The following is a 23,807-nucleotide window of genomic DNA, read 5'->3' as shown; positions in this document are numbered from 1 at the left end:
TATGGGCGCCTATATTCTTCGCCGACTACTGCTCATCATCCCCACGCTGCTGGGGATCATGATCATCAACTTCGCGCTGGTGCAATTCGTGCCCGGCGGCCCGATCGAACAGATCATCGCCCAGATCGAAGGTCAGGGCGATGTCTTTGGCGGCTTCTCGGGCGGCAATGGCGGCGCGCCCGACACCGGCATGAACGACATGGGCGCTGGCATGGGCGGCGGCGGCAACGAGAAATACGTTGGCGCCCGCGGCCTGCCGCCGGAATTCATCGAGAGCCTCGAAAAAGAGTTCGGCTTCGACAAGCCGCCGCTGCAGCGCTTCCTCGACATGATGTGGAACTACATGCGGCTCGACTTCGGCGAGAGCTACTTCCGCTCGATCTCGGTGATCGATCTGGTGCTCGAAAAGATGCCCGTCTCGATCTCGCTCGGGCTCTGGTCGACGATCATCGCCTATATCGTCTCGATCCCGCTCGGCATCCGCAAGGCGGTCAAGGACGGCAGCAGCTTTGACACATGGACCTCTGGTGTGATCATCGTGGCCTACGCCATTCCCGGGTTCCTGTTCGCGATCCTGCTGCTCGTGCTTTTCGCGGGCGGCTCGTTCTGGCAGATTTTCCCGCTGCGGGGGCTGACCTCGGACAATTGGGAGATGATGAGCTGGCCGATGAAGATCGCCGATTATTTCTGGCATATCGCGCTGCCGGTCATCGCCTCGACGATCTCGGCCTTTGCCACGCTGACGCTGCTGACCAAGAACTCCTTCCTCGACGAGATTAAGAAGCACTACGTGATGACCGCCCGCGCCAAGGGTCTGACCGAGAGCCGCGTGCTTTATGGCCATATCTTCCGCAACGCCATGCTGATCGTCATCGCGGGCTTCCCGGCGGTGTTCATCGGCGTCTTCTTCTCGGGCTCGCTGATCATCGAGACGATCTTCTCGCTCGACGGGCTCGGACGGCTCGGCTTCGAGGCGGCGGTGGCGCGGGATTACCCGGTGATCTTCGGCACGCTCTTCATCTTCGGCCTCATCGGCCTCGTTGTCGGGATCATCTCGGACATGATGTACGTTCTGGTCGATCCGCGCATCGACTTCGAAAAGCGGGAGGGCTGAGATGAGCTTTGAGCCCGATCCCCGCCTGCCCGACGCGAACGGCATCCGCCCGCAGCCCGAGCCCGCCGCGCCTGTGGCACCGCAGCCGAAACCCGGCCGCTTTGCCCTGTCGCCGCTGAACCAGCGGCGCTGGCGCAACTTCAAGCGCAACCGCCGCGCCTTCTGGTCGCTGTGGATTTTCATCCTGCTGTTCGGTCTGTCGCTGTTCGCCGAGTTCATCGCCAACGACAAGCCGATCCTCGTCAGCTATCGCGGCGATCTGCGTATGCCGATCTTCAACTTCTATCCCGAGACGGCGTTTGGCGGCGACTTCCGCACCGAGGCCGCCTATCGCGATCCCGAAGTGCAGTGCCTCATTCGCACCGGCGGATTGGAGGAATGTTTCGACGACCCCGAGGGGCTGATCGAAACAGTGGACGGCGGCGGCACCCCCGAGGGCGATTTCGTCAAGGGCTGGAGCATCTGGCCGCCGATCCCCTACACGTTCAACACCCCTGTCGACCGACCCGGCGCGGCCCCCCTGCCCCCGAACGGGCAGAACCTGCTGGGCACCGACGATACCAAACGCGACGTGCTGGCGCGGGTGATCTATGGCTTCCGCCTGTCGATCCTGTTCACGCTGGTGGTCACCGTGGTCTCGTCGATCGTCGGCGTCATCGCGGGCGCGCTGCAGGGCTTCTTTGGCGGCTGGCTCGACCTCATCTTCCAGCGGCTGATCGAGATATGGTCGGCGACACCATCGCTTTACGTGATCATCATCCTCTTCGCCATTCTGGGCCGAAGTTTTTGGCTGCTGGTGTTCCTCACGGTGCTCTTCGGCTGGACCGCGCTGGTGGGCGTGGTGCGCGCCGAGTTCCTGCGCGCGCGCAACCTCGAATATGTGCGGGCCGCCAAGGCGCTGGGGGTCAGCAATTGGACCATCATGTTCCGCCACATGCTGCCCAACGCCATGGTGGCGACGCTGACCATGCTGCCCTTTATCGTCACCGGCACGATCAGCACACTCGCCGGGCTCGACTTCCTCGGCTTCGGTCTGCCCTCCTCGGCACCGTCGCTGGGCGAGCTGACGCTGCAGGCCAAGCAGAACCTGCAGGCACCGTGGCTGGCCTTCACCGCCTTCACCGTCTTCGCCCTGATGCTGTCGCTGCTGGTCTTCATCTTCGAAGGCGTGCGCGACGCGTTTGACCCCAGAAAGACCTTCTCATGAGCGACAATATCCTCGAGGTCCGCGACCTGAAGGTCAGCTTCACCCAAGACGGCAAGCGCAGCCTTGCGGTGAAGGGCGTCAGCTTCGACATCCCGCGCGGCGAGACCGTGGCGCTGGTGGGCGAGTCGGGCTCCGGCAAATCGGTCACCGCGCTCTCGACCGTCTCGCTGCTGGGCGATGCGGCACATGTCGAAGGCTCGGTGCGCTACAATGATCAGGAGATGATCGGCGCCGATCTCAAACGCCTGCGCAAGGTGCGCGGCAATGACATCAGCTTCATCTTCCAAGAGCCGATGACCTCGCTCAACCCGCTGCATACACTGGAAAAGCAGCTGGGGGAGAGCCTTGCGCTGCACCAGGGGCTGACCGGCGACAAGGCGCGCGAGCGGATCCTCGATCTGCTCAACAAGGTGGGCATCCGCGATCCCGAAAGCCGCCTTTCCGCCTATCCGCACCAGCTTTCGGGCGGGCAGCGGCAGCGGGTGATGATCGCCATGGCGCTGGCCAACGGCCCGGACCTGCTGATCGCCGACGAGCCTACCACGGCGCTTGATGTGACCATTCAGGCGCAAATCCTCGAGCTCTTGGCGGACCTCAAGCAGGCCGAGCAGATGAGCCTGCTTTTTATCACCCACGACCTCAACATCGTGCGCAAATTCGCCGACCGGGTCTGCGTGATGAAGGACGGCGAGATCGTCGAGCACGGCCCCACCGCCGAGCTTTTCGCCAACCCGCAGCATCCTTATACGCTCAAGCTCATCTCGGCCGAGAGCACTGGCATCCCCCGCCCCGTCGAGGCGGGCGCGAAAGAGGTGGCGCGGGCCGACAACCTGAAAATCTGGTTTCCCATCCAGAAGGGCTTTCTGAAAAAGACCGTCGGCTATGTGAAGGCGGTCAACGACGCGTCGTTCTCGGTGCGCGCGGGCGAGACCGTGGGCATCGTCGGGGAATCCGGTTCGGGCAAGACGACGCTGGCGCTGGCGATCATGCGGCTCATCCAGTCGCAGGGCGGCATCACCTTCGACGGGCGCGATGTGCGCGATCTGTCGACCCGGCAGTTGCGCAAGCTGCGCTCTGAGATGCAGATCGTCTTTCAGGACCCCTTCGGCTCGCTCAGCCCGCGCATGACGTGCGAGCAGATCATCGCCGAAGGGCTTGGCGTGCACGGCTCTCCCGATGGGCGGCCCGCGAAAGAGGTGGTGGCAGCGATCATGGCCGAGGTCGGGCTCGACCCGGCCACCATGCACCGTTACCCGCATGAGTTTTCCGGCGGCCAGCGCCAGCGCATCGCCATCGCCCGCGCCATGGTGCTGCGGCCCAAGCTGGTGGTGCTGGACGAGCCGACCTCGGCGCTCGACATGACGGTGCAGGTGCAGATCGTCGAACTGCTGCGCGAGCTGCAGCGCAAATACGATCTGGCCTATCTCTTCATCAGCCACGACCTGAAGGTGGTGCGCGCGATGAGCCACAAGGTGATCGTGATGAAGCAGGGGGACGTGGTGGAAATGGGCGACGCGGAGGAGATTTTCACCGCGCCCAAGACCGAGTACACGCAAAAACTGTTCAACGCGGCCTTCGAACTGGCGGGATAGCGCGGGCAAAAGGTTGCCCGGGGCGACCAGCCCCGGGCCGCGCCCGACCCTCCCCCCGGGAGGGCGCATTTGCAATGTGGCGCATCACTCGGCCCTCTTGCGGGCCGACGCGATAAAGCGCTTCGCTTAGCCGCTGGACTGCGCCCACCCGAGGGTCAGGCGCGGCCCTCTGCGCGACCTCAGATCGCCGAACTGTGGCCCGCCTTCGACAGCTCGTAAGCGTCGAAGCTGCGCGCAACCATACGGGTCAGCGCGCGCGCGCCCATGGGGACGAAGAGCCCGTCCTCGGTGATCTCCAGCAGGCCGTCGAACCGTGCGTTGGCGGCGCGATACATCTCGGCCAGCGTGGCCTCTTCCGCGCCATAGTCGCGCACCAGCTCCTCGGTCCGAATGCGGAAGTCGCACATCAGCATCTCGATCATCCGCGAGCGCAGCTTGTCCTCACCGCGGAACGTGTGGCCGCGCGTGGTCGAGAAGCGCCCCTCGCGGATCGCCGACACATGCGCCGAGGTGGCGGGCGCATTCTGCGCAAAGCCCTGCGGGAAGCGCGAGATCGACGAGGCACCGACGCCGATCAGCACATCCGACGTATCGTCGGTGTAGCCTTGGAAGTTGCGCCGCAGTTTGCCGGTCTTGCGTGCGATGGCCAGCCCGTCGTCGGGCACTGCGAAATGGTCGATGCCGATCTCGTCGTAGCCATCCCATGCGAAAAGCTGCCGCGCGGTTTCGAAAAGGTCCAGCCGCTCATCCGGGGTCGGCAGCGCGTCCGAGGGGATCATCTGCTGGCGCTTGGCCATCCACGGCACATGCGCATAGCCATAGAGCGCCACGCGATCCGGTCCGAGCGACAGCAGCTTTTGCACCGACTCGGTGATCTTGGTCTTCGACTGATGCGGCAGCCCGTAGAGGATATCTGCGTTGAGGCTGGCGACGCCGCGCTCGCGGATCATCTCGATGGCGCGGCGGGTGACGTCATAGCCCTGCTCGCGGCCAATGGTCTGCTGGATCTCGGGATCGAAATCCTGCACCCCGATCGAAGCGCGGTTCATGCCGCCTGCGGCCAGCACGTCGAGCCGTTCGCCGTCGATCTCATTGGGGTCGATCTCGACCGAGAACTCGGCGTGTTCGGCAAACTCCGCGACCTCGCCGATCTTGTCGATCAGCGCGCGCATGAGGTCCGGCGTCAGCAGCGTCGGCGTGCCCCCACCCCAATGCAGACGTGAAAGTTTCACGCCGCGCGGCAACTGCCGTTTCAGCAGCTCAAGCTCGGCTTTCAGCGTCTCGACGTAGCTTTCTACCGGCCCCAGCGTGGCGGTGCCCTGCGTGCGGCAGGCGCAAAACCAGCAGAGCCTGCGACAGAAAGGCACGTGCAGGTAGAGTGAGATCGTGCCATTTTCCGGCACGCTTCCGATCCATTCGGCAAATCGATCCGGCGTTACATCCCCCGAGAAATGAGGGGCCGTCGGATAGCTGGTGTAACGGGGCACCTTGGCGTCGAAGAGGCCGAGTCGGGAGAGTTGTGTTCGCGTAATCATACGCGTAGGCTTACAAATATTCCCCTCCGCGAGACTTTGACGCAGATCAATAATTTGGAACCGGTATGCTGAACGAGAAAAGCCTCGCAGTCTCTCCTGATTGTAACGACTGTCCGATTCGCCATCGCGCCGTCTGTGCGCGCTGCGAGACGGACGAGCTCGAGCGGCTGGAAGAGATCAAGTATTACCGCAAGTTCGAAGCCGGGCAGACGGTGATCTGGTCCGGCGACCGGATGGAATTCGTCGGATCCGTGGTTTCGGGAATCGCCACGCTGACCCAAACGATGGAAGACGGGCGCACGCAAATGGTCGGCCTTTTATTGCCGTCCGATTTCGTTGGACGCCCGGGGCGGTCCTCGGCTGCCTATGATGTGGTCGCCACCACCGATCTGGTCATGTGCTGCTTCCGCAAAACCCCCTTCGAAGAGATGATGACCCGCACGCCGCATATCGCGCAGCGCCTGCTGGAAATGACGCTGGACGAGCTTGATGCCGCGCGCGAATGGATGCTGGTGCTTGGCCGCAAGACCGCGCGCGAAAAGATCGCCTCGCTGCTGTCGATCATCGCCCGCCGCGATGCCTCGATCAACATGCGCGACGTCGGCGATCAACTTGCCTTTGACCTGCCGCTCACCCGTGAGGCGATGGCCGATTACCTCGGCCTGACGCTGGAGACGGTGAGCCGCCAGATCTCGGCCCTGAAAAAAGAGGGCGTGATCGAGCTTCAGGGCAAGCGCCATGTGACCATTCCGGACATGGGCCGCCTGCTCGAAGAAGCCGGGGACGATGCGGACGGCGGCGTCTTCGCCTGATCAGCTGCCCTCGAACACCGGCTCGAAGCCACCCCACATCATCCGCTTGCCGTCAAATGGCATGGACATCATCTCCTGCCAGCGCTCGTCGCTTTCGAACGAGCCAAAGCAGCGGTCGGCGGTCTCCTTGTCGGGCCAGAGGATCCAGCTGAAGACAACCGCCTCGCCCTCTTTGCGCTTCACCGCCATGGGAAAAGAGGTGTGCTCGCCGTCGGGCACATCGCCCTCCCAGCATTCGCGCATTTCGGTGGCACCATATTCCTTGAACATGGTCCACGCCTTGCGGGCGCTCTCAATATAGGCCGCCTTGTTTTCCTGCGGAACCGGGGTGAGAAAGCCGGAAACATACGTCATGGGACATCTCTCTGTTGCGTGTGACCAGAGTAGGCGCATAATTAAGTTGATATCAACGTGAATGGAAAGATGAGCCAGAAACTGCCGATGACAAGCACGCTTGAAGTGCGCGACCGTTGCCTCTGCTTTCGCGCTCAGCGCGCGGCGCGGGCGCTGGGGCGGCGCTTCGATGCGGCGCTGAAGCCGGTGGGGCTGACCAACGGGCAGTTCTCGATTCTGATGTCGCTGAACCGCCCCGAGCCGCCGCGCATCTCCGATCTCGCGCCCTTCCTTGCCATGGACCGCACCACGCTGAGCGCCGCGCTCAAGGTGCTGGAACGGCGCGGGCTGGTGGTGTTCGAGCTTGAGCCGGGCGACAAGCGCAACAAGCTGCTGCGGCTGAGCGATGCGGGTCATGCGCTGCTGATGCGCGCGCTGCCGCTCTGGAGGCAGGAGCATGACGCCGTCGATGCCGCGCTTGGCGAGATCGACCTAGACGGGCTGAAGGCGGCGCTGCTGAAGCTCGGCGAGGTCTGAGGCCAAAGGCCCATCACGACCAAGTTTGGACAAAAAAAGAGCGGGCCCTCCCAGACCCGCTCTCCGGCGGCAGAGCCGCCTTCCGATCCCCCCACGCAGAAGCCTCTTCTCCTTGGCCTCAATGCGCGAGGAAGACCGGTACTTCAGCCAGTTCCAGCATGTTCCGCGTGGCGCCCCCAAGGATCGCCTCGCGGAAGCGGGAATGGCCATATGCCCCCATCACCACCATATCGGCATCCACATCCTTCACGTGGCGGTTCAGGATGTCCGAGATGCGCGGCATCGTCTTGGTCAGCACGTCGATCTCGGCGTTGACGCCGTGGCGCGACAGATATTGCGACAGCATGCCGCCCGGGTCCGACCGGTTCGGGCCGTGCTGCGGCGGGTCGATGACCACCACATGGACCGTATCGGCGGATTTGAGGATCGGCATCGCCGCCCGCACCGAGCGCAGCGCCTCGGCGCTTTCGTTCCAGCCCAGCACCACGCGCTTGGGCTTGCTCGAAGGGTTGATCGCCTGCGGCACCACCAGCACCGGGGCCTGACCTTCGAAAAGACCGCCCTCGACGATCGGCTCCAGCTCGACGCCGCGCTCTTTGCCATAGGGCTTGGGCAGCACGACCATGTCGGCAAAGCGCGCCCGTCCGGCCACGTGACGTCCAATGTCGGCCAGTTGCGCCACGCCTTCCTCGATCGACCAGCGGCCCTCAATCTGGCCCAGCCGCACGCGCGCGGCCTTGGCAAGTTCCGCCGCATCCTTGGATGCCCGGTCGAGCGTCTCCTGAAGGATGATCGCGTCGGCCCCGGCGTAGTAATAGCCGGTCTGGGTGCGATCCACGCCGAAGGCCAGAACCTCGAGATGGGCATCCCAGCACGCCGCAACGGCGGCTGCATGGTCGATGGTCGAATTCAGCAAAGCTTCGTCCGTTACAACCGTAAGTATTGTTTTGTAGCCCATGTTCGTCTCCTTGGTATTGTCCGGAGAACCGGATGGCGGCACTCTACCCCCGAGAGGCAATTCTCAGAATGACTTAAGGCAAGACTTCGCAGCCAAAGCCTTGATGCAGATCAAGGTTGGGCGGGGCCATTCACTTCACAACCCCGTCAGTCAAACCGCTCGCGCGGTCAACGAATCGTGCGAGTCAGACGAAGGGACGAACGATGCTGAATTATATCAAGCTCATCGTGCTGGGGGTCGTCGCAGTCTTTGCGCTGGTGGCCGCCAACTACGCACGAGATGTGGCTTACATGGTCAATGCGCTGACCATTTTCCTCATCGCGGCCGGTCTTTTCCTTTGGACCCTCCGCAATACCGACGAGCCAGTCCCCGCCAAGGTGCGGGAACTGAGTTATATGGATGATGTGGTGCGCGCTGGCGTGATTGCAACCGCCTTCTGGGGCGTGGTTGGCTTTGCGGCAGGTGTTTTCATCGCCGCGCAGCTGGCGTTCCCCGCGCTCAACTTCGAATGGGCGCAGGGCCACATGAATTTCGGGCGGCTGCGGCCGCTGCACACCTCGGCGGTGATTTTCGCCTTTGGCGGCAACGCGCTGATCTGCACATCGTTCTATGTCGTCCAGCGCACCTCGGCGGCGCGCCTCTGGGGCGGCAACCTCGCGTGGTGGGTGTTCTGGGGCTACCAGCTGTTCATCGTTCTGGCGGCCACCGGCTACATCCTCGGCGCCACCCAGTCGAAGGAATACGCCGAGCCTGAATGGTACGTCGACTGGCTGCTGACCGTCGTTTGGGTCGCCTACCTGCTGGTTTTCGTCGGCACGATCATCAAGCGCAAAGAGCCTCACATTTACGTGGCGAACTGGTTCTACCTGAGCTTCATCATCACCGTCGCCATGCTGCACATCGTCAACAACCTGAGCATCCCCGTGTCGATCTGGGGCTCCAAGTCGGTGCAGGTGTTCTCGGGCGTGCAGGACGCGATGACGCAATGGTGGTACGGCCACAACGCCGTGGGCTTCTTCCTGACCGCAGGCTTCCTTGGCATGATGTATTACTTCGTGCCCAAACAGGCCGAGCGCCCGGTGTTCAGCTACAAGCTGTCGATCGTGCACTTCTGGGCACTGATCTTCATCTACATCTGGGCCGGTCCGCACCACCTGCATTACACCGCCCTGCCCGACTGGGCCTCGACCCTCGGCATGGTGTTCTCGATCATCCTGTGGATGCCCAGCTGGGGCGGCATGATCAACGGCCTGATGACCCTCTCGGGAGCATGGGACAAGCTGCGCACCGACCCGATCATGCGCATGCTGGTGATCTCCATCGGCTTCTACGGCATGTCGACCTTCGAAGGCCCGATGATGTCGATCCGCGCGGTGAACTCGCTGTCGCATTACACCGACTGGACCATCGGCCACGTGCACTCCGGCGCGCTTGGCTGGAACGGCATGATCACCTTCGGCGCGCTCTACTTCCTGACGCCGAAACTGTGGAACCGTGAGCGCCTCTACAGCCTCAGCCTCGTCAGCTGGCACTTCTGGCTCGCCACCATCGGCATCGTGCTCTACGCCGCCTCGATGTGGGTCACGGGCATCATGGAAGGCCTGATGTGGCGCGAGGTCGATGCCAACGGCTTCCTCGTCAACAGCTTCGCCGACACCGTGTCTGCCAAGTTCCCGATGTATGTGGTGCGTGCCCTTGGCGGCCTGCTCTACATCTCCGGCGCGATTATCATGTGCTACAACCTGTGGATGACCGTTAAGCGGGCTCCGGCCATCGAGGCCGAGGCTGCCACGGCGCATGCCACTCCGGCCGAATAAGGAGGGCCGAAGATGAGCATTCTCGACAAACACGGGATCCTTGAGAAGAACGTAACCCTGCTGGCCATCTTCGCCTTTCTGGTGGTGACCATCGGCGGGCTGGTGCAGATCGTGCCGCTGTTCTACCTGGAAAACACCATCGAAGACGTAGAGGGCATGCGCCCTTACACCCCGCTGGAGCTGGCCGGGCGCGACATCTACATCCGCGAGGGCTGCTATGTCTGCCACAGCCAGATGATCCGCCCGATGCGCGACGAAGTGGAACGCTACGGCCACTACAGCCTCGCGGCGGAATCGCAATACGACCACCCGTTCCAATGGGGCTCGAAGCGGACGGGGCCCGACCTCGCCCGCGTCGGCGGCCGCTATTCGGATGAGTGGCACGTGGATCACCTGACCAACCCGCAGTCGGTGGTGCCCGAGTCCGTCATGCCCAAATATGGCTTCCTCTCGCACCGTCTGGTCGAGGGCGAGCACATGGGCGAGCTGATGGAAACGCACCGCATGGTCGGCGTGCCCTACACCGAAGAGATGATCGCCAGTGCCTCCGCCGACTTCCGCGTCCAGCACGATCCCTTCGGCGATATCGACGGGCTGATGGAGCGCTACGGCGAGACGGTGAACATCCGCAACTTCGACGGCGAGCCGGGCATCTCCGAAATGGATGCGCTGGTGGCCTACCTGCAGATGCTCGGCACGCTGGTCGATTTCTCGACCTTCACGCCCGACGCAAGCCGGTAAGGGGGACGCAATGGACACCTATTCCGCCCTGCGCCACTTCGCCGACAGCTGGGGCCTTCTGGCGATGTTCGTCTTCTTCGTGGGCATGCTGATCTGGCTTTTCCGGCCCGGCAGCAAGCACTCGCACGACAACGCCGCCAGCATCCCGCTGCGCAATGACGACGCTCCGGCCGCCGCGCGCGCGCCCGAAGCACCCGCCCAGAATTGAGGAGGCGAGGATCATGAGCGACAACAAAGACACTAAGAGAGACGATCTCGACTACGAAACGACCGGCCATTCCTGGGACGGCATCGAAGAGTACAACAAGCCCCTGCCGAAATGGTGGCTGATGGTCTTCTACGCCTGCATCGTCTGGGGCGTCGGCTACACCATCGCCTACCCCGCATGGCCGGGCGTACGCTCGGCCACGGCAGGCCTGCTGGGCTATTCGACGCGCGGCGCCGTTGCCGAAGAGATCGCCGAGCAGGAAGCCAAGCTCGCACCGATCAACGAGGAACTTGCATCGGTCGAACTGACGGCAATCGCCGAGAGCCCCGAGCTGAACAGCTACGCGCAGAACGCCGGGGCCGCTGTATTCCGCACATGGTGCGCGCAGTGCCACGGCTCGGGCGCGGCGGGCGCGGTGGGCTATCCCAACCTGCTGGACGACGACTGGCTCTGGGGCGGCTCGATCGAGGACATCCACTTCACGGTGACCCACGGTATCCGCAACGAGGATGATCCCGACGCACGCTATTCGGAAATGCCCGCCTTTGGGCGCGATGGGCTGCTCGACCGCGAACAGGTCTCGGCTGTGGCGAACTACGTGATGACCCTGTCGGGCGAAGAGCCGCAGAACGCCGAGGCGGTATCTGAAGGCGAGACGCTGTTCATGGACAACTGTTCGGCCTGTCACGCAGAGGATGGCACCGGCGACCGCTTCCAGGGCGCGCCGAACCTGACCGACGCGATCTGGCTCTATGGCGGCGATTACGAGACCATCTACGAGACGGTCTACAACGCCCGCTTCGGCGTCATGCCGAACTGGAACGCCCGTCTGTCCGAGGCCGAAATCCGCGCCGTGGCCAGCTACGTGCACGGGCTTGGCGGCGGCGAAGCCTCCGAGCAATAACCTTTAACGCGAAAACCTCCGGGCCCGATGGCCCGGAGGCAGAACGCCGCACCCCGTCCTGTTCGCGCGTTTCCGGGGGGCGGCGTTCTTTTTGTGCGGTTTTTGGTGGGCAGGCCTCGCCCAAGCGAATTAACCCTCGCAATGTGTGACAACACCCATTCCGCTCTTGGCAGGCCGAAATTTTGCACCGATCATCCGCAGCAGACCATATCTTTGTTTTTTGACCCGCCGAGGTGCAATTTTCGCCTCGGGCAACACATCATGCGCCATACGCGACAGTTCCGAAGAGGGCGGCATATTTTCCATTCGCGCCGCTGTCATGAAAGTTTTTGAGTAGATTCCTAGCATTTTCATTCTCCTGATCACCGTGCTCTTGCCCCTCTCATATTGACCAAAGGGCAATTTCAGGCCAGTCAGGAACAATTCAGACATGTAAGATTGATTGACATATGGATTGGACCTCCCTGCCCCCTCTGCCCGCGCTGCGGGCTTTTGCCGCCTACGCAGAGACCGGCTCTGTTCAGCGTGCCGGCGCCGCGCTCAACGTCAGCCATGCCGCGATCAGCCAGCAGATCCGCAATCTTGAGTCCCATCTCGGGCTCGGGCTGCTCGACCGTTCCCGGCGCTCGATGGCGCTCACCGAAGAAGGCGCGCGTCTGGCGCAGGCGCTGAGCGATGGTTTTGGCCGGATCGCGCAGGAGCTTTCGGCCCTCACCGGTGCCGAGGCCGAGCGCCCGCTGATGATCACCACAACCCCCAGCTTCGCCTCGTCATGGCTGATGCCGCGGCTCGCGCGGTTTCGCGAGGCGCATCCCGAGATCAGCCTGATGATCGACCCATCGGCAAAGGTCGCGCCGCTGGAGCCGGGCGGCGTCGATCTGGCGCTGCGCTATGGCTCGGGTCAATGGCCGGGCCTCGAGGCGGAGCTTCTGGTGGAATCCCCCATCGCGCTGGTCGGCTCACCGCGGCTGGTGGGCGAGCGCGAGATCAGCGATCCCTCGGACCTCACCGAATTTCACTGGCTGCAGGAGCTTGGAACCAATGAGGCGAGCGAATGGTTCTCGCAGTTCGGCATCGACCGCGACGCCCGCCGCGGCATCAGTTCCCTACCCGGCAACCTGATGCTCGAGGCGGCGCGGCAGGGCCATGGCATCGCCATCACCGCCCGCGTCTTTGCCGATGACGACATCGCCGCCGGACGTCTGCGGCTTTTGTTCGAGGACACCCGCAAAAAGGGCTACTATCTGGTGATCCGCCCCGGCGTCATGCGGCCTCCGCTGCGCCTCTTCGCCACTTGGCTGCGACGAGAAGCCGCGAAAGCTAAGTGAAAGATATGTATATTGATGCATGTCAAAGTTCGAAAGCGGCCACGGCGTCAGAACGGGCGACAAAGGCAGATTCGAACCGGAGTATGCACGGTGTCCGATACCCAACCAGGCGCGCCCTCTCTTTACGCGGCGCGCGAGCCGATCTTCCCCCGCCGCGTGCGCGGCCACTTCCGCAACCTCAAGTGGGTGCTGATGATCGTGCTTCTGGGGATCTACTACGTCACCCCGTGGATCCGCTGGGACCGGGGCCCCGAACTGCCCGATCAGGCGGTGCTGGTCGATATGGCCGGCCGCCGGTTCTTTTTCTTCTTCATCGAGATCTGGCCGCATGAATTCTATTTCGTCGCCGGCCTGCTGATCATGGCGGGCCTCGGCCTGTTCCTCTTCACCTCGGCGCTTGGCCGGGTCTGGTGCGGCTACGCCTGCCCGCAGACTGTCTGGACCGATCTCTTCATCCTCGTCGAACGCTGGATCGAGGGCGACCGCAACGCCCGCCTGCGCCTGCACCGCCAAAAGAAGTGGGACGCCCGCAAGGTCCGCCTGCGCGTGACAAAGTGGGTGGCGTGGTTCCTCATCGCGCTCGCCACGGGGGGTGCGTGGGTGTTCTATTTCACCGACGCGCCGACGCTTCTGGTCGATCTGGTGACCGGCAACGCCCACCCGGTGGCCTACACCACCATGCTGCTGCTCACCGCAACAACCTTCGCCTTCGGCGGCTTCGCGCGCGAGCAGATCTGCATCTACGCCTGCCCCTGGCCGCGCATTCAGGCGGCGATGATGGATGAGGACACGCTCACCGTCGGCTATCGGGACTGGCGCGGCGAGCCGCGCGGCAAGCACCGCAAGGCCGAGGGGGCCGAGAACCTCGGCGACTGCATCGACTGCAACGCCTGCGTCAACGTCTGCCCCATGGGGATCGACATCCGCGACGGTCAGCAACTGGCCTGCATCACCTGCGCGCTTTGCATCGACGCCTGCGACGACGTGATGGCAAAGATCGGCAAGCCGCGCGGTCTGATCGACTACCTCGCCCTGTCGGACGAAACCCGCGAGCGCGAGGGGCACCCGCCGCGCGCCGTGTGGAAGCACATCTTCCGCCCGCGCGTGATCCTCTATACCGCGCTGTGGTCGCTGGTGGGCCTCGGCCTGCTGGTGGCGCTGGTGATGCGCCCCGAGATCGAGCTCACCGTCGCGCCGGTGCGCAACCCCACCTTCGTGGTGCTCTCCGACGGGTCGATCCGCAACACCTACGATGTGCGCCTGCTCAACAAGCATGGCGAGGACCGGCCTTTCCAGCTCACGCTTTCGGATGATGCCAACCTGCAGATCACGCTCGAGGGCGAGGACGACGACACCGTTGACGTGCCCGCCAACGAGACGCACCTTCAACGGGTCTATGTGACCGCCCCCGCAGACACCTCCGAGGCTCAGGCCGAGCGCACCCCGTTCCATATCTGGGTCGAGGACCTCACCACCGGCGACCGCGCTGGCAAAGAAACCATCTTCAACGGACGGGACAACTGATGACCGAAGCTCAGGATAGTGGACGCAAGCTCACCGGCTGGCACGTGCTGGCCATCTTCGGCGGCGCGTTCGGAGTGATCATCGCGGTGAACATCGCGCTGGCGTGGAACGCCATCGCCACCTTCCCCGGCCTTGAGGTAAAGAACTCCTATGTCGCGAGCCAGACCTTCGACGTGCGCCGCGCCGAGCAGGAGGCGCTGGGATGGACCGCGCAGGCCGAAGTGCGCGAAGAGGCGGTGGTGCTGCGCTTCACCGACGTCGACGGCCAGCCGGTGAAGCCCGCAGATCTGTCGGTCAAGCTGGGCCGCTCGACCCATGTGAAGGACGACCACACGCCCGAGTTCTTCTGGGACGGCCGCCAGTTCGTCGCCGCCGATGCCCTTGCCCCCGGGCATTGGAACGTCTGGGTCAACGCCCATGCCGACGATGGCACGCTCTTCGAGCAGCGACTGGAATTTTTCGTCAAGGACTGAGCCAATGACCGCCGCCCTGCGCCCGCAGGCTTCAGCCTGCCCCGCCTGTGTCGCCGCCCCCGCCGCCGAGGCGCTGGCCGAACGCGCGGGCGCAACCGAGGCCAAGCTGGCGCTCTCGCTGCCCACCATCCATTGCGCCGCCTGCATGACGGCGGTGGAAAGCGCGCTCGAAGCCGCGCCGGGCGTACACAGCGCGCGGGTCAACCTCAGCCAGAAACGCGTGCGCATCGAGGCCGCGCCCGAGATCACCGCCGCAGATCTGATCCCCGTGGTCGAGGCGGCAGGATACGAGGCGCATGAGCTTGACGCTGGCACATTGGCCGCCACCGCCACCGACAAGGCCGGGCGCGATTTGCTGATGCGCCTCGCCGTGGCGGGCTTTGCCGCGATGAACGTCATGCTGCTGTCGATCGCCGTCTGGTCCGGCGCCGAAGGGCCGACGCGCGATCTCTTCCACTGGGTCTCGGCGGCCATCGTGCTGCCGACCATCGCCTTCTCGGCGCAGCCCTTCTTCCGCAACGCCTGGACCGCGCTGCGCGCCGGGCATCTCAATATGGACGTGCCGATCTCGCTGGCGATCCTGCTGGCCATCGCCACCTCGCTCTGGGAGACCATGCTGTCGGGCGAGCACGCCTATTTCGACGCCGCCATCGCGCTGACCTTCTTCCTGCTCACCGGGCGCTATCTCGACCACCGCACCCGCGCCATCGCCCGCTCCGCCGCCGAGGAGCTTTCGGCGCTCGAAGTGCCGCGCGCCTGGCGCGTGACCGAGACCGGCGAAGACCAGGTCGCCGCCAGCGAGCTGCGCGTCGGCGATCTGATCCGCGTGCGGCCCGGCGGCCGGATGCCGGTGGATGGCGAGATCACCGAAGGCACCTCCGAGCTGGACCGCGCGCTGCTCACCGGCGAGACGCGCCCGGTCTACGCCGAGCCGGGCAGGCAGGTCAGCGCTGGCGAGATCAACCTCACCGGTCCGCTGGTGATCCGCGCCAGCGCCGTCGGGCGCGACACCTCGCTGCACCGCATGGCCGATCTCGTGGCCGTGGCGGAATCGGGCCGCGAGAATTACACCCCGCTCGCCGACAAGGCCGCCAAGCTCTACGCGCCGGGGGTGCATATCCTCTCGGCCCTGGCCTTCCTCGGCTGGCTCGCGTGGTCCGGCGATCTGCGCGTGGCGCTCAACATCGCCGCGGCGGTGCTAATCATCACCTGCCCCTGCGCGCTCGGCCTCGCGGTGCCCGCGGTCACCACCGCCGCCTCGGGACGGCTGTTCAAACGCGGCCTGTTGATCAAGGACAGCACCGCGCTGGAGCGTCTGGCGGATGTGGACACGGTGGTTTTCGACAAGACCGGCACGCTGACCAGCGGCACGCCGACGCTGACCAACCTTGATGCCTTCACCCGCCACGACCTCTCGCTCGCCCTCGCCCTCGCCGAAGGCTCGAACCACCCGCTCTCCGCCGCGCTGACCCACGCCCTGCGCGCCGCTGGCATTCCCGCCGCCGAGGTCACCGGCATCACCGAGGTTCCCGGCTACGGCACGCAAGGCATGTGGCAGGGCCGCGAGATCCGCCTCGGCCGCGCCGCCTGGACCGGCGGCGGCCAGAGCGCCATGACCGCCAGCTGGCTGCGCGTCGGCGATGCCCCGGCGCAGGCGTTCACCTTCGAGGACAGCCTGCGCGCCGGCGCCGAAGAGGCGGTGCACACGCTGAAGGAGGCGGGCAAGGAGGTGATCCTGATCTCCGGCGATGGCACTGCGGCGGTCGAAGCGCTGGCCCGCCGGCTCGGCATCCCTCAGTGGGTTGCCGAGGCATTGCCGCAGGACAAGGCCGCGCGGATCAAGGCGCTCTCCGAGCAGGGCGCGCATGTGCTGATGGTCGGCGACGGGCTCAACGACACGGCGGCGCTTGCCGGCGCGCATGTCTCGATCTCACCTGCCTCGGCGCTCGATGCGGCGCGGGTCGCCTCGGACATCGTGCTGCTGGGCGCCTCGCTCGCGCCGATCCCCGGCGCGCTGGAAGTGGCAGGCAAGGCGACGCGCCGCATCCGCCAGAACTTCGCCATCGCCACATGGTACAATGTGATTGCCGTGCCGCTGGCCATCGCCGGGCTCTGTTCGCCGCTGATCGCGGCGCTGGCGATGTCGGCCTCTTCGATCACCGTGTCGCTGAACGCGCTGAGACTGAAAGCATCTCGATGAATATCCTCGCCTATCTGATCCCGATCTCGCTGATCCTCGGCGGCCTCGGCCTCGCCTTCTTCGTCTTCACCGTGAAGACCCGTCAGTACGACGACCCCGAAGGCGACGCGCAGCGCATCCTCTCGGGCAAATATGACGATCGCCCGAAACAGGACTGACCGCGCGCGTCGCGAATGGAAGAGAGACCCGACGAAAGTAGGCCCTGACGGGCCTGCCTCCGGCGGGCGTATTTGGAAAGAGAAGAAGAGCAGCACCCGCGCCCTTCTTCTCTTTTCAAATACGCCCGGGGGTGAGGCGCGCAGCGCCGAGGGGGCAGAGCCCCCTCACCCGCAGCCTGTCAGCCGCGCACGCTTTCATGCAGCAGGCCAGCCGGGCCGCCGGTGCCAAGATCGCCATAAGCGCGCATCTCGTTGCGGGTGAGCTGCCAGTCGGCATTGGCGTCAAAGGCCATGATCGCATCAAACGCGCCATCGCCGAAGGCCGCGACGATCTCCGAGCGGGTGAGCACACCGTTGCGGTCCAGATCCATCTGGCTGAAATAGAGCGCGCCCTCGGGATCGCGGTTTTCCGGCAGCACGTCCTCATAAACCTCATAGTCCCCGGCGAAGGCCGGTGCAGCGAGGCTGAGCAAAAGCGCGGGGGCGGTCAGGGCGGAAAGAAGTTTCATCGGCTGTCTCCATAAGCATGTGACATGCGGGGGCAAAGGACTTGAGACTCAAACACCTTGGAGCTTAGCACGGTTCCGCCTCAGCCGTGCAGCATCATGTCCGCCGCCTTCTCGGCGATCATGATGGTCGGCGAGTTGGTGTTGCCCGAGACGATCCGCGGCATCACGCTGGCATCCACCACCCGCAGGTTCGAAAGCCCCCGGAAGCGCAAATCCGCGTCGAGCGGCGCGCTCTCTTCGGTGCCCATGCGCACAGTACCCACCGGGTGGAAGATGGTGGTGCCCACCTCGCCCGCCGCGCGCTGCAACTCCTCCTCGGTCTGGAACTGCGCCCCCGGCTTCAACTCCTCGGGCCGGTAGCGCGCCATGGCCTGCTGCGCCATGATCCGGCGCACCTGCCGGATGGCATCTGCCGCAACCCGCCGGTCGCCTTCGGTCGACAGGTAGTTGGGCGCGATCACCGGCGCCTCGCGCGCATCGTTTGATGCCAGCCGCACCGTGCCGCGGCTTTCGGGGCGCAGGTTGCACACGCTCGCGGTCATTGCGGGGAAATTATGCAGCGGCTGGCCGAAGGCCTCGAGCGAGAGCGGCTGCACATGGTATTCGAGATCCGCCGATGCCAGCCCCTCCCGCGAGCGCGAAAAGGCGCCAAGCTGCGAGGGCGCCATGGACATCGGACCGCGCCGCCGCAGCACGTAATCGAGCCCGATCTTGCCCTTGCCGAAGAGCGTGCTGGCCAGCGTGTTGAGCGTCTTGGCCCCGGTGAGCCGCCACGCACAGCGCAGTTGCAGATGGTCCTGCAGGTTGCCGCCCACCTCGGGCGCGTCCAGCGCCACGTCGATGCCATGCTGCCGCAGATGCTCCGCCGGACCCACCCCCGAGACCTGCAGCAGATGCGGCGAGTTCACCGCGCCCGCCGAGAGGATCACCTCGCCTTCGGGACGCACCTGATGGATCTGCCCGCCCCGCTCGTATTCGACGCCCACCACGCGCCGCTCCTCGATCAGCAGCCGCGTCACATGGGCGTTCGTCTCGACCTTCAGCCGGTCGCTCCGGGTGGTGCGCAGAAACGCCTTGGCGGTGTTCATCCGCCAGCCGTTGCGCTGGTTCACCCGGAAATAGCTGACGCCCTCGTTGTCACCGGTGTTGAAATCATCGACCCTTGGGATGCCCTCGGCCTCGGCGGCTTTGATCCAATCGTCAAGGATGTCCCAGTGCAGGCGCTGGTTTTCCACGCGCCACTCGCCGCCCGCGCCATGCGCCGCACTTTCGCCCTCGACGTAATCCTCGGACTTGCGGAAATAGGGCAGAACGTCGTCCCAGCCCCAGCCCTGCAGGCCCATCTGACGCCAGCCATCGTAATCCGCCGCCTGCCCGCGCAGATAGAGCATGCCGTTGATCGATGAGCAGCCGCCCAGCACCTTGCCGCGCGGGTAGAGCAGCGAGCGCCCGTTGAGCCCCTTCTCCTCGGCGGTGCGGTAGCACCAGTCGGTGCGCGGGTTGCCGATGCAGTAGAGATACCCCATCGGGATATGGATCCAGTGGTAGGTATCGCGCCCGCCCGCCTCGAGCAGCAGCACGCGGCGCCCACCCTCGGCCAGCCGTTTGGCCAGCACGCATCCGGCGCTACCTGCCCCGACAATCACATGATCGAACGCCATTTTCCCCTCCGCGACGGTCCCGCCTTCGGGCCTCCCTGCCCGCCTGAATTTATGTCAGGCGGTGCGGAGCCGGGCAAGCGACATAGGGGCGCAGGCTATAGGATCGCAGGCTAATGGGCCGCGCGGCGCGGCACAGGCCCTCGCGGCGCGGGAAAGACCCGCGCGGGATCACACCGGCAGCGCGGTGGTCTTGAACACGGTGCGCAGGGCAAAGCTCGACTGCATCTGCGCCACCCCCGGCAGCCGCGTCAGATACTGGCGATGGATGCGGGCGAAATCCTCGGTGTCCTCGGCCACCACCTTCAGGATGTAATCCGCCGTGCCCGCCATCAGGTGACATTCCAGCACCGCAGGCACCCGCGCCACCGCCTTCTCGAAGGCCTCCAGCACCTCGTCGGCCTGCGCGCTGAGCCGGATCTCGACAAACACCGTGCTCGCCAGCCCCATCTTGCGGGCGTTGAGCAGCGCTACGTAATCCTTCACATAGCCCTCGGCCTCCAGCCGCTGCACCCGCCGATGGCAGGCCGAGGCCGAAAGGTTCACCTTCTCCGACAGTTCCGCGTTGGACATGCGCCCCTGCTTTTGCAGCGCGCGCAGGATACGGCGGTCGGTGTCGTCGAGGGTCATGCTCAGGTCTTTCGAAAAAATCGGGCTTGGGTCGAAGATTCTCCCCCCAATAGCGATTTGGTCGCGGCAAATCAGCAAGGAAATTGCACGGCCAGAGGCGCATCCTCAGGGCAGGATAACGCGCCCGAAGGGGCCGGAAGGAGGAGCTAGCATGAAAATCGGTTGCCCGACAGAGATCAAACCGCAGGAATTCCGCGTCGGCCTGACACCCAATGCCGCGCGTGAGGCGGCGGCGCATGGCCATGAGGTGATCGTGCAGCAGGGCGCCGGGCTCGGCGCAGGCTTCACCGACGAGGATTACACCGCCGCCGGTGCCCGCATCGCCGCCACCGCCGAGGAAATCTGGGCCGAGGCCGAGATGATCGTGAAGGTGAAAGAGCCGCAAGCGGTCGAGCGCAAGCAACTGGGGCGCGGCCAGCTGCTCTTCACCTATCTGCACCTCGCCCCCGATCCCGAGCAGACGCAGGATCTGCTGGCCTCCGGCGCCACCTGCATCGCCTATGAGACGGTGACCGACGCGCGCGGCGGGCTGCCGCTGCTGGCGCCCATGTCCGAGGTGGCGGGACGTCTCGCGCCGCAGATGGGCGCATGGTCGCTGCAGAAGGCCAACGGTGGCCGCGGCGTGCTGATGGGCGGCGTGCCCGGCGTCGGCCCGGCCAATGTGCTGGTTCTGGGCGGCGGCGTCGTCGGCACCCATGCGGCGCGCATCGCCGCGGGCATGGGCGCGGATGTGACCGTGCTCGACCGCTCGCTGCCGCGCCTGCGCCAGCTCGACGAGACCTTCGGCGGCACCTTCAAGAACCGCTACTCGACCGAAGGCGCCGTGGCCGAACTGCTGACCGAGGCCGACATGGTGATCGGCGCGGTGCTGATCCCCGGCGCCGAAGCGCCGAAACTGGTGAGCCGCGCGCAGCTGTCGACTATGAAACCCGGCGCGGTGCTGGTGGATGTGGCCATCGACCAGGGCGGCTGCTTCGAGACCTCCAAGGCGACCACCCATCAGGACCCGGTCTATACCGTCGACGGCATCCAGCATTACTGCGTCGCCAATATGCCCGGCGCGGTGCCGCGCAGCTCGACGCTGGCGCTCGGCAATGCCACGCTGCCCTTCATGCTGGCGCTGGCGGGCAAGGGCTGGCGCGTGGCCTGCGCCGAGGACCCGCATCTCGGCAACGGGCTCAACGTGCATGACGGTCAGATCACCAATGCCGCCGTCGCCCGCGCGCTGAACCTGCCGCTGCAAAGCACCGAAAAGGCCATCGCCGCCTGATCACGCCATAGGACAAAGCAAGGGCGGGCCACATCACGGCGCCCGCCCTTCTTCTCTTTGATAATACGCCCATGGAAAAAGGCCTAGGAAGACAGGCAGCAGGGGGCAGCGCCCCCTCACGCCCCGCTCTCAGAGCACCACGATCCCCGAGTGCTTGGCCTTATGCTCCGGCTCCACGTGGATGGTGACACGGCAGCCCTCGATGGCGTCCTGCAGCGCGTGTTCGATCCTGTCGCAGATGTCATGCGCCGCGACCACGCTCATCTCGCCCGGCACCACCAGATGGAACTCCAGAAACACCGCCTGCCCCGCCCGGCGCGAGCGCAGGTCATGCGCCTCGACCGCGCCCTCGGCATTGGCCGAGATGATCGTGCGCATCTCCGACAGGTCTTCTTCGGGCACCGCCTCATCCATCAGCCCGCCGACCGAGGAGCGGATCACCTGCCAGCCCGACCACAGGATGTTGACCGCCACCAGCGCCGCCAGCAGCGCGTCGAGCCAGAGCCAGCCGGTGAGCACCGCCGCGCCCACGCCAATCGCCACGCCCGCCGAGGAGAAGACATCGGTCAGCAGATGCTTGCCATCGGCGACCAGCGCGGGCGACTTCAGCTTGCGCCCCTCGCGCAGCAGCACCCAGCACCAGACCGCGTTGAGCACCCCTGCCGACAGGTTGATGATGAGCCCCAGCCCCACCTGCTCGATCGGCGCGGGGTCTTGCCACGCGCCCCAGGCCTCGCGCAGGATCAGCACCGCCGCGACAACGATCAGCACGCCTTCCAGCACGGCGCTGAAATACTCGGCCTTATGGTGACCGAAAGGATGATCCGCATCGGGCGGCTGCGACGAGATATGCACCGCCATCAGCGCCGCCAGCGCAGTGGCCACGTTCACGATGCTCTCCAGCGCGTCCGAGAGCAGCGCCACCGAGCCGGTCAGCCACCAGGCAAGCGTCTTGATCGCCAGAACGAGAATGCCGACGAATACGCTGCCAATGGCGATTTTCACGCTGCGGTTCATGACGAGTCTCCGGGGGATGGGTCCGGGCGATGTACAAAGCCGCTCAAAGGGCCGCAACCCGCTTATGGCGCGTGGCAGCCGGATGCATGCTGCTATGCGTCCGGCGCCGTGGCGGGCGCCCTCAGCCTCGGGCGACTTCAGGGTCACTTCTTCAGCGCGTCGCGGATCTCGATGAGGATATCAAGCTCCGAAGGACCGGTCTTCACCTCGGGTGCAACCTCGTCGGGCTTTTCGGCCGCCGATTTGATGCGGTTCACCATCTTCACCAGCATGAAGACCACGAAGGCGATGATGAAGAAGTTGATCACCGCCATCAGGAAGCTGCCGAAAGCAAAGACCGGCGCCCCGGCCTCCTGCGCCGCCGACAGCGAGGCATACTCGCCACCGTCCAGCGCGTAGAACCAGCCCGAGAAGTCGATGCCGCCGGTAAAGAGGGCGATGATCGGGTTGAAAATGTCGCCCACCAGCGATTTGACGATCGCGGTGAAAGCGGCGCCGATAATGATGCCAACCGCCATGTCCATGACGTTGCCCTTGGCGATAAAATCCTTGAATTCCTGAATCATGTCTCGTGTCCCTCTGGCCCGCCAATCGCGGGTTCCTGTTCGTTACCGGTGCCAGAGGTTGCATAGATGGCGCGATGACGCCACGGAAAATGCGCCGCGTCCACGGGACGGCGCACACCAATGCGCGCCCTGCCCTTCTTCTCTTCAAAAATACGCCGGGGGTGAGCCGCGCAGCGGCGAGGGGGCAGCGCCCCCTCCCCTTTATATCACGCCGCGAATTACCCCGGCAGCGCGCCGGTCAGCACATAGCGCAGGATCGACACCACCTCGCCCGGCGCACGCGCCACTGCCAGCGCCGCGGCATCAACCTCCTTCAGCGCGTGGTCATGCTCGGGCTGCTGCAGGATAATCAGCGACTTGCCCAGCGCGGCGGCGTAGCCCGCATCGAAAGCGGCATTCCACTGTTTGTATTTCTCGCCAAAGCGCACGACCACCACATCGGCGTCGGCGATGGCCTTGCGGGTGCGGATCGCGTTCACCTGCGCGCCCTTGCGGTCGTGCCAGAACTTGCTCTCCTCGCTGCCGAGGATCGCCACGCCGCAATCGTCGCTCGCCGCGTGATCGGTGACGGGGGCGCTGAAGGTCACGTCCAGCCCCTGCGCGCTTTCGATGATCTGCTCGCGCCAGTCGGTGTGAATTTCTCCCGAGAGATAGACGTTGAGGCCCATGCCGTTTTCCTTCCGTGTGCGTCCTTGCCGCGCAACCTATGCACTGCA

The 23,807-nt window shown here is 64.9% G+C and carries 25 protein-coding genes; 15 read left to right on the top strand and 10 right to left on the bottom strand.

Features of this window, described 5'->3' with window-relative positions; genetic code table 11:
• Nucleotide 1: 1 nt before the first annotated feature.
• From G0A00_RS15185 to G0A00_RS15175, 3 genes are read left to right on the top strand one after another with little or no spacing between them, the layout of a single operon-like run.
• Complete coding sequence (locus G0A00_RS15185) at nucleotides 2-1,114, top strand: microcin C ABC transporter permease YejB (protein ID WP_066101668.1); 1,113 nt, start codon at nucleotides 2-4, stop codon at nucleotides 1,112-1,114.
• A 1-nt stretch (nucleotide 1,115) separates the two neighbouring features.
• The gene (locus G0A00_RS15180; protein WP_164182700.1) at nucleotides 1,116-2,321 is read left to right on the top strand and encodes an ABC transporter permease; all 1,206 of its coding nucleotides are present in this window, start codon (nucleotides 1,116-1,118) and stop codon (nucleotides 2,319-2,321) included.
• Nucleotides 2,318-3,913, top strand: a complete 1,596-nt coding sequence (locus G0A00_RS15175) for an ABC transporter ATP-binding protein (protein ID WP_164182701.1) — start codon at nucleotides 2,318-2,320, stop codon at nucleotides 3,911-3,913. Before G0A00_RS15180 ends, G0A00_RS15175 begins: the two co-directional genes overlap by 4 nt.
• Nucleotides 3,914-4,092: 179 nt before the next feature.
• Here the strand turns inward: G0A00_RS15175 and hemN are convergent, their stop codons facing one another.
• Nucleotides 4,093-5,448 carry an oxygen-independent coproporphyrinogen III oxidase gene (gene hemN, locus G0A00_RS15170; protein ID WP_164182702.1) on the bottom strand — a complete coding sequence of 452 codons (1,356 nt, stop codon included), beginning with the start codon at nucleotides 5,446-5,448 and terminating at the stop codon, nucleotides 4,093-4,095.
• A gap of 65 nt (nucleotides 5,449-5,513) precedes the next feature.
• On the opposite strand from hemN, the gene fnrL reads away from it, so the two are divergent.
• A complete protein-coding gene (fnrL, locus tag G0A00_RS15165; RefSeq protein WP_066101677.1) occupies nucleotides 5,514-6,260 on the top strand; it encodes a transcriptional regulator FnrL in 747 nt (248 codons plus the stop codon).
• On the opposite strand, the gene G0A00_RS15160 is transcribed toward fnrL, so the two are convergent.
• Entirely contained in the window at nucleotides 6,261-6,614 is a 354-nt protein-coding gene (locus tag G0A00_RS15160) for a DUF1428 domain-containing protein (protein WP_164182703.1), read from the bottom strand.
• A gap of 69 nt (nucleotides 6,615-6,683) precedes the next feature.
• Between G0A00_RS15160 and G0A00_RS15155 the strand changes: the two genes are divergently transcribed.
• The gene (locus G0A00_RS15155; protein WP_164182704.1) at nucleotides 6,684-7,130 is read left to right on the top strand and encodes a MarR family winged helix-turn-helix transcriptional regulator; all 447 of its coding nucleotides are present in this window, start codon (nucleotides 6,684-6,686) and stop codon (nucleotides 7,128-7,130) included.
• A gap of 118 nt (nucleotides 7,131-7,248) precedes the next feature.
• Here the strand turns inward: G0A00_RS15155 and G0A00_RS15150 are convergent, their stop codons facing one another.
• Complete coding sequence (locus tag G0A00_RS15150) at nucleotides 7,249-8,088, bottom strand: universal stress protein (protein ID WP_164182705.1); 840 nt, start codon at nucleotides 8,086-8,088, stop codon at nucleotides 7,249-7,251.
• 203 nt (nucleotides 8,089-8,291) lie between these two features.
• Between G0A00_RS15150 and ccoN the strand changes: the two genes are divergently transcribed.
• Genes ccoN through ccoP form a run of 4 tightly spaced genes read left to right on the top strand, consistent with a single transcriptional unit; the run spans nucleotide 8,292 to nucleotide 11,758 of the window.
• Nucleotides 8,292-9,905, top strand: a complete 1,614-nt coding sequence (gene ccoN, locus G0A00_RS15145; RefSeq protein ID WP_164182706.1) for a cytochrome-c oxidase, cbb3-type subunit I — start codon at nucleotides 8,292-8,294, stop codon at nucleotides 9,903-9,905.
• Between the two features lie 12 nt (nucleotides 9,906-9,917).
• Nucleotides 9,918-10,646: a cytochrome-c oxidase, cbb3-type subunit II gene (gene ccoO / locus G0A00_RS15140; protein WP_164182708.1), complete on the top strand. Its 729-nt coding sequence runs from the start codon at nucleotides 9,918-9,920 to the stop codon at nucleotides 10,644-10,646.
• A gap of 10 nt (nucleotides 10,647-10,656) precedes the next feature.
• Nucleotides 10,657-10,854, top strand: coding sequence for a CcoQ/FixQ family Cbb3-type cytochrome c oxidase assembly chaperone (locus G0A00_RS15135; protein ID WP_066101693.1), 198 nt, complete (start codon nucleotides 10,657-10,659; stop codon nucleotides 10,852-10,854).
• A 13-nt stretch (nucleotides 10,855-10,867) separates the two neighbouring features.
• Nucleotides 10,868-11,758 (top strand): cytochrome-c oxidase, cbb3-type subunit III, encoded by an 891-nt coding sequence (gene ccoP / locus G0A00_RS15130; protein ID WP_066101695.1) that lies wholly within the window; start codon nucleotides 10,868-10,870, stop codon nucleotides 11,756-11,758.
• A gap of 129 nt (nucleotides 11,759-11,887) precedes the next feature.
• Here ccoP and G0A00_RS15125 read toward each other — a convergent pair whose 3' ends face one another.
• Nucleotides 11,888-12,190 (bottom strand): hypothetical protein, encoded by a 303-nt coding sequence (locus G0A00_RS15125; protein ID WP_164182710.1) that lies wholly within the window; start codon nucleotides 12,188-12,190, stop codon nucleotides 11,888-11,890.
• A 17-nt stretch (nucleotides 12,191-12,207) separates the two neighbouring features.
• On the opposite strand from G0A00_RS15125, the gene G0A00_RS15120 reads away from it, so the two are divergent.
• From G0A00_RS15120 to ccoS, 5 genes are all read left to right on the top strand, one after another.
• Complete coding sequence (locus G0A00_RS15120) at nucleotides 12,208-13,086, top strand: LysR family transcriptional regulator (RefSeq protein ID WP_164182712.1); 879 nt, start codon at nucleotides 12,208-12,210, stop codon at nucleotides 13,084-13,086.
• Between the two features lie 90 nt (nucleotides 13,087-13,176).
• Complete coding sequence (ccoG, locus tag G0A00_RS15115) at nucleotides 13,177-14,610, top strand: cytochrome c oxidase accessory protein CcoG (protein ID WP_066101700.1); 1,434 nt, start codon at nucleotides 13,177-13,179, stop codon at nucleotides 14,608-14,610.
• A complete protein-coding gene (locus G0A00_RS15110; protein ID WP_164182714.1) occupies nucleotides 14,610-15,083 on the top strand; it encodes a FixH family protein in 474 nt (157 codons plus the stop codon). Before ccoG ends, G0A00_RS15110 begins: the two co-directional genes overlap by 1 nt.
• Nucleotides 15,084-15,087: 4 nt before the next feature.
• Nucleotides 15,088-17,283, top strand: coding sequence for a heavy metal translocating P-type ATPase (locus G0A00_RS15105; RefSeq protein ID WP_164182716.1), 2,196 nt, complete (start codon nucleotides 15,088-15,090; stop codon nucleotides 17,281-17,283).
• Nucleotides 17,280-17,441 (top strand): cbb3-type cytochrome oxidase assembly protein CcoS, encoded by a 162-nt coding sequence (ccoS, locus tag G0A00_RS15100; protein WP_164182718.1) that lies wholly within the window; start codon nucleotides 17,280-17,282, stop codon nucleotides 17,439-17,441. The genes G0A00_RS15105 and ccoS overlap by 4 nt, the downstream gene beginning before the upstream one ends.
• 179 nt (nucleotides 17,442-17,620) lie before the next feature.
• Here ccoS and G0A00_RS15095 read toward each other — a convergent pair whose 3' ends face one another.
• The 3 genes from G0A00_RS15095 to G0A00_RS15085 all read right to left on the bottom strand — a co-directional run bounded on the left by G0A00_RS15095 (nucleotide 17,621) and on the right by G0A00_RS15085 (nucleotide 20,238).
• The gene (locus G0A00_RS15095) at nucleotides 17,621-17,950 is read right to left on the bottom strand and encodes a hypothetical protein (protein ID WP_164182720.1); all 330 of its coding nucleotides are present in this window, start codon (nucleotides 17,948-17,950) and stop codon (nucleotides 17,621-17,623) included.
• 80 nt (nucleotides 17,951-18,030) lie between these two features.
• Nucleotides 18,031-19,611 carry a GMC family oxidoreductase gene (locus G0A00_RS15090; protein ID WP_164182721.1) on the bottom strand — a complete coding sequence of 527 codons (1,581 nt, stop codon included), beginning with the start codon at nucleotides 19,609-19,611 and terminating at the stop codon, nucleotides 18,031-18,033.
• Nucleotides 19,612-19,779: 168 nt separating this feature from the next.
• Nucleotides 19,780-20,238, bottom strand: coding sequence for an Lrp/AsnC family transcriptional regulator (locus G0A00_RS15085; protein ID WP_066101720.1), 459 nt, complete (start codon nucleotides 20,236-20,238; stop codon nucleotides 19,780-19,782).
• A gap of 151 nt (nucleotides 20,239-20,389) precedes the next feature.
• On the opposite strand from G0A00_RS15085, the gene ald reads away from it, so the two are divergent.
• Entirely contained in the window at nucleotides 20,390-21,508 is a 1,119-nt protein-coding gene (gene ald / locus G0A00_RS15080) for an alanine dehydrogenase (protein ID WP_164182722.1), read from the top strand.
• Nucleotides 21,509-21,637: 129 nt separating this feature from the next.
• Here ald and G0A00_RS15075 read toward each other — a convergent pair whose 3' ends face one another.
• The 3 genes from G0A00_RS15075 to G0A00_RS15065 form a co-directional block, all read right to left on the bottom strand.
• Nucleotides 21,638-22,525 (bottom strand): cation diffusion facilitator family transporter, encoded by an 888-nt coding sequence (locus tag G0A00_RS15075; protein ID WP_164182723.1) that lies wholly within the window; start codon nucleotides 22,523-22,525, stop codon nucleotides 21,638-21,640.
• A 143-nt stretch (nucleotides 22,526-22,668) separates the two neighbouring features.
• A complete protein-coding gene (gene mscL, locus G0A00_RS15070; protein ID WP_164182724.1) occupies nucleotides 22,669-23,091 on the bottom strand; it encodes a large conductance mechanosensitive channel protein MscL in 423 nt (140 codons plus the stop codon).
• Nucleotides 23,092-23,309: 218 nt separating this feature from the next.
• Nucleotides 23,310-23,759 (bottom strand): YtoQ family protein, encoded by a 450-nt coding sequence (locus tag G0A00_RS15065; protein WP_164182725.1) that lies wholly within the window; start codon nucleotides 23,757-23,759, stop codon nucleotides 23,310-23,312.
• Between the last annotated feature and the right edge of the window lie 48 nt (nucleotides 23,760-23,807).

It is taken from the genome of Salipiger sp. PrR002 (assembly GCF_010500775.1).
Classification (GTDB): Bacteria; Pseudomonadota; Alphaproteobacteria; order Rhodobacterales; family Rhodobacteraceae; genus Salipiger.
The sequence above is the reverse complement of the archived record's forward strand: the minus strand, read 5'-3'. Positions and strand labels throughout refer to the sequence as shown.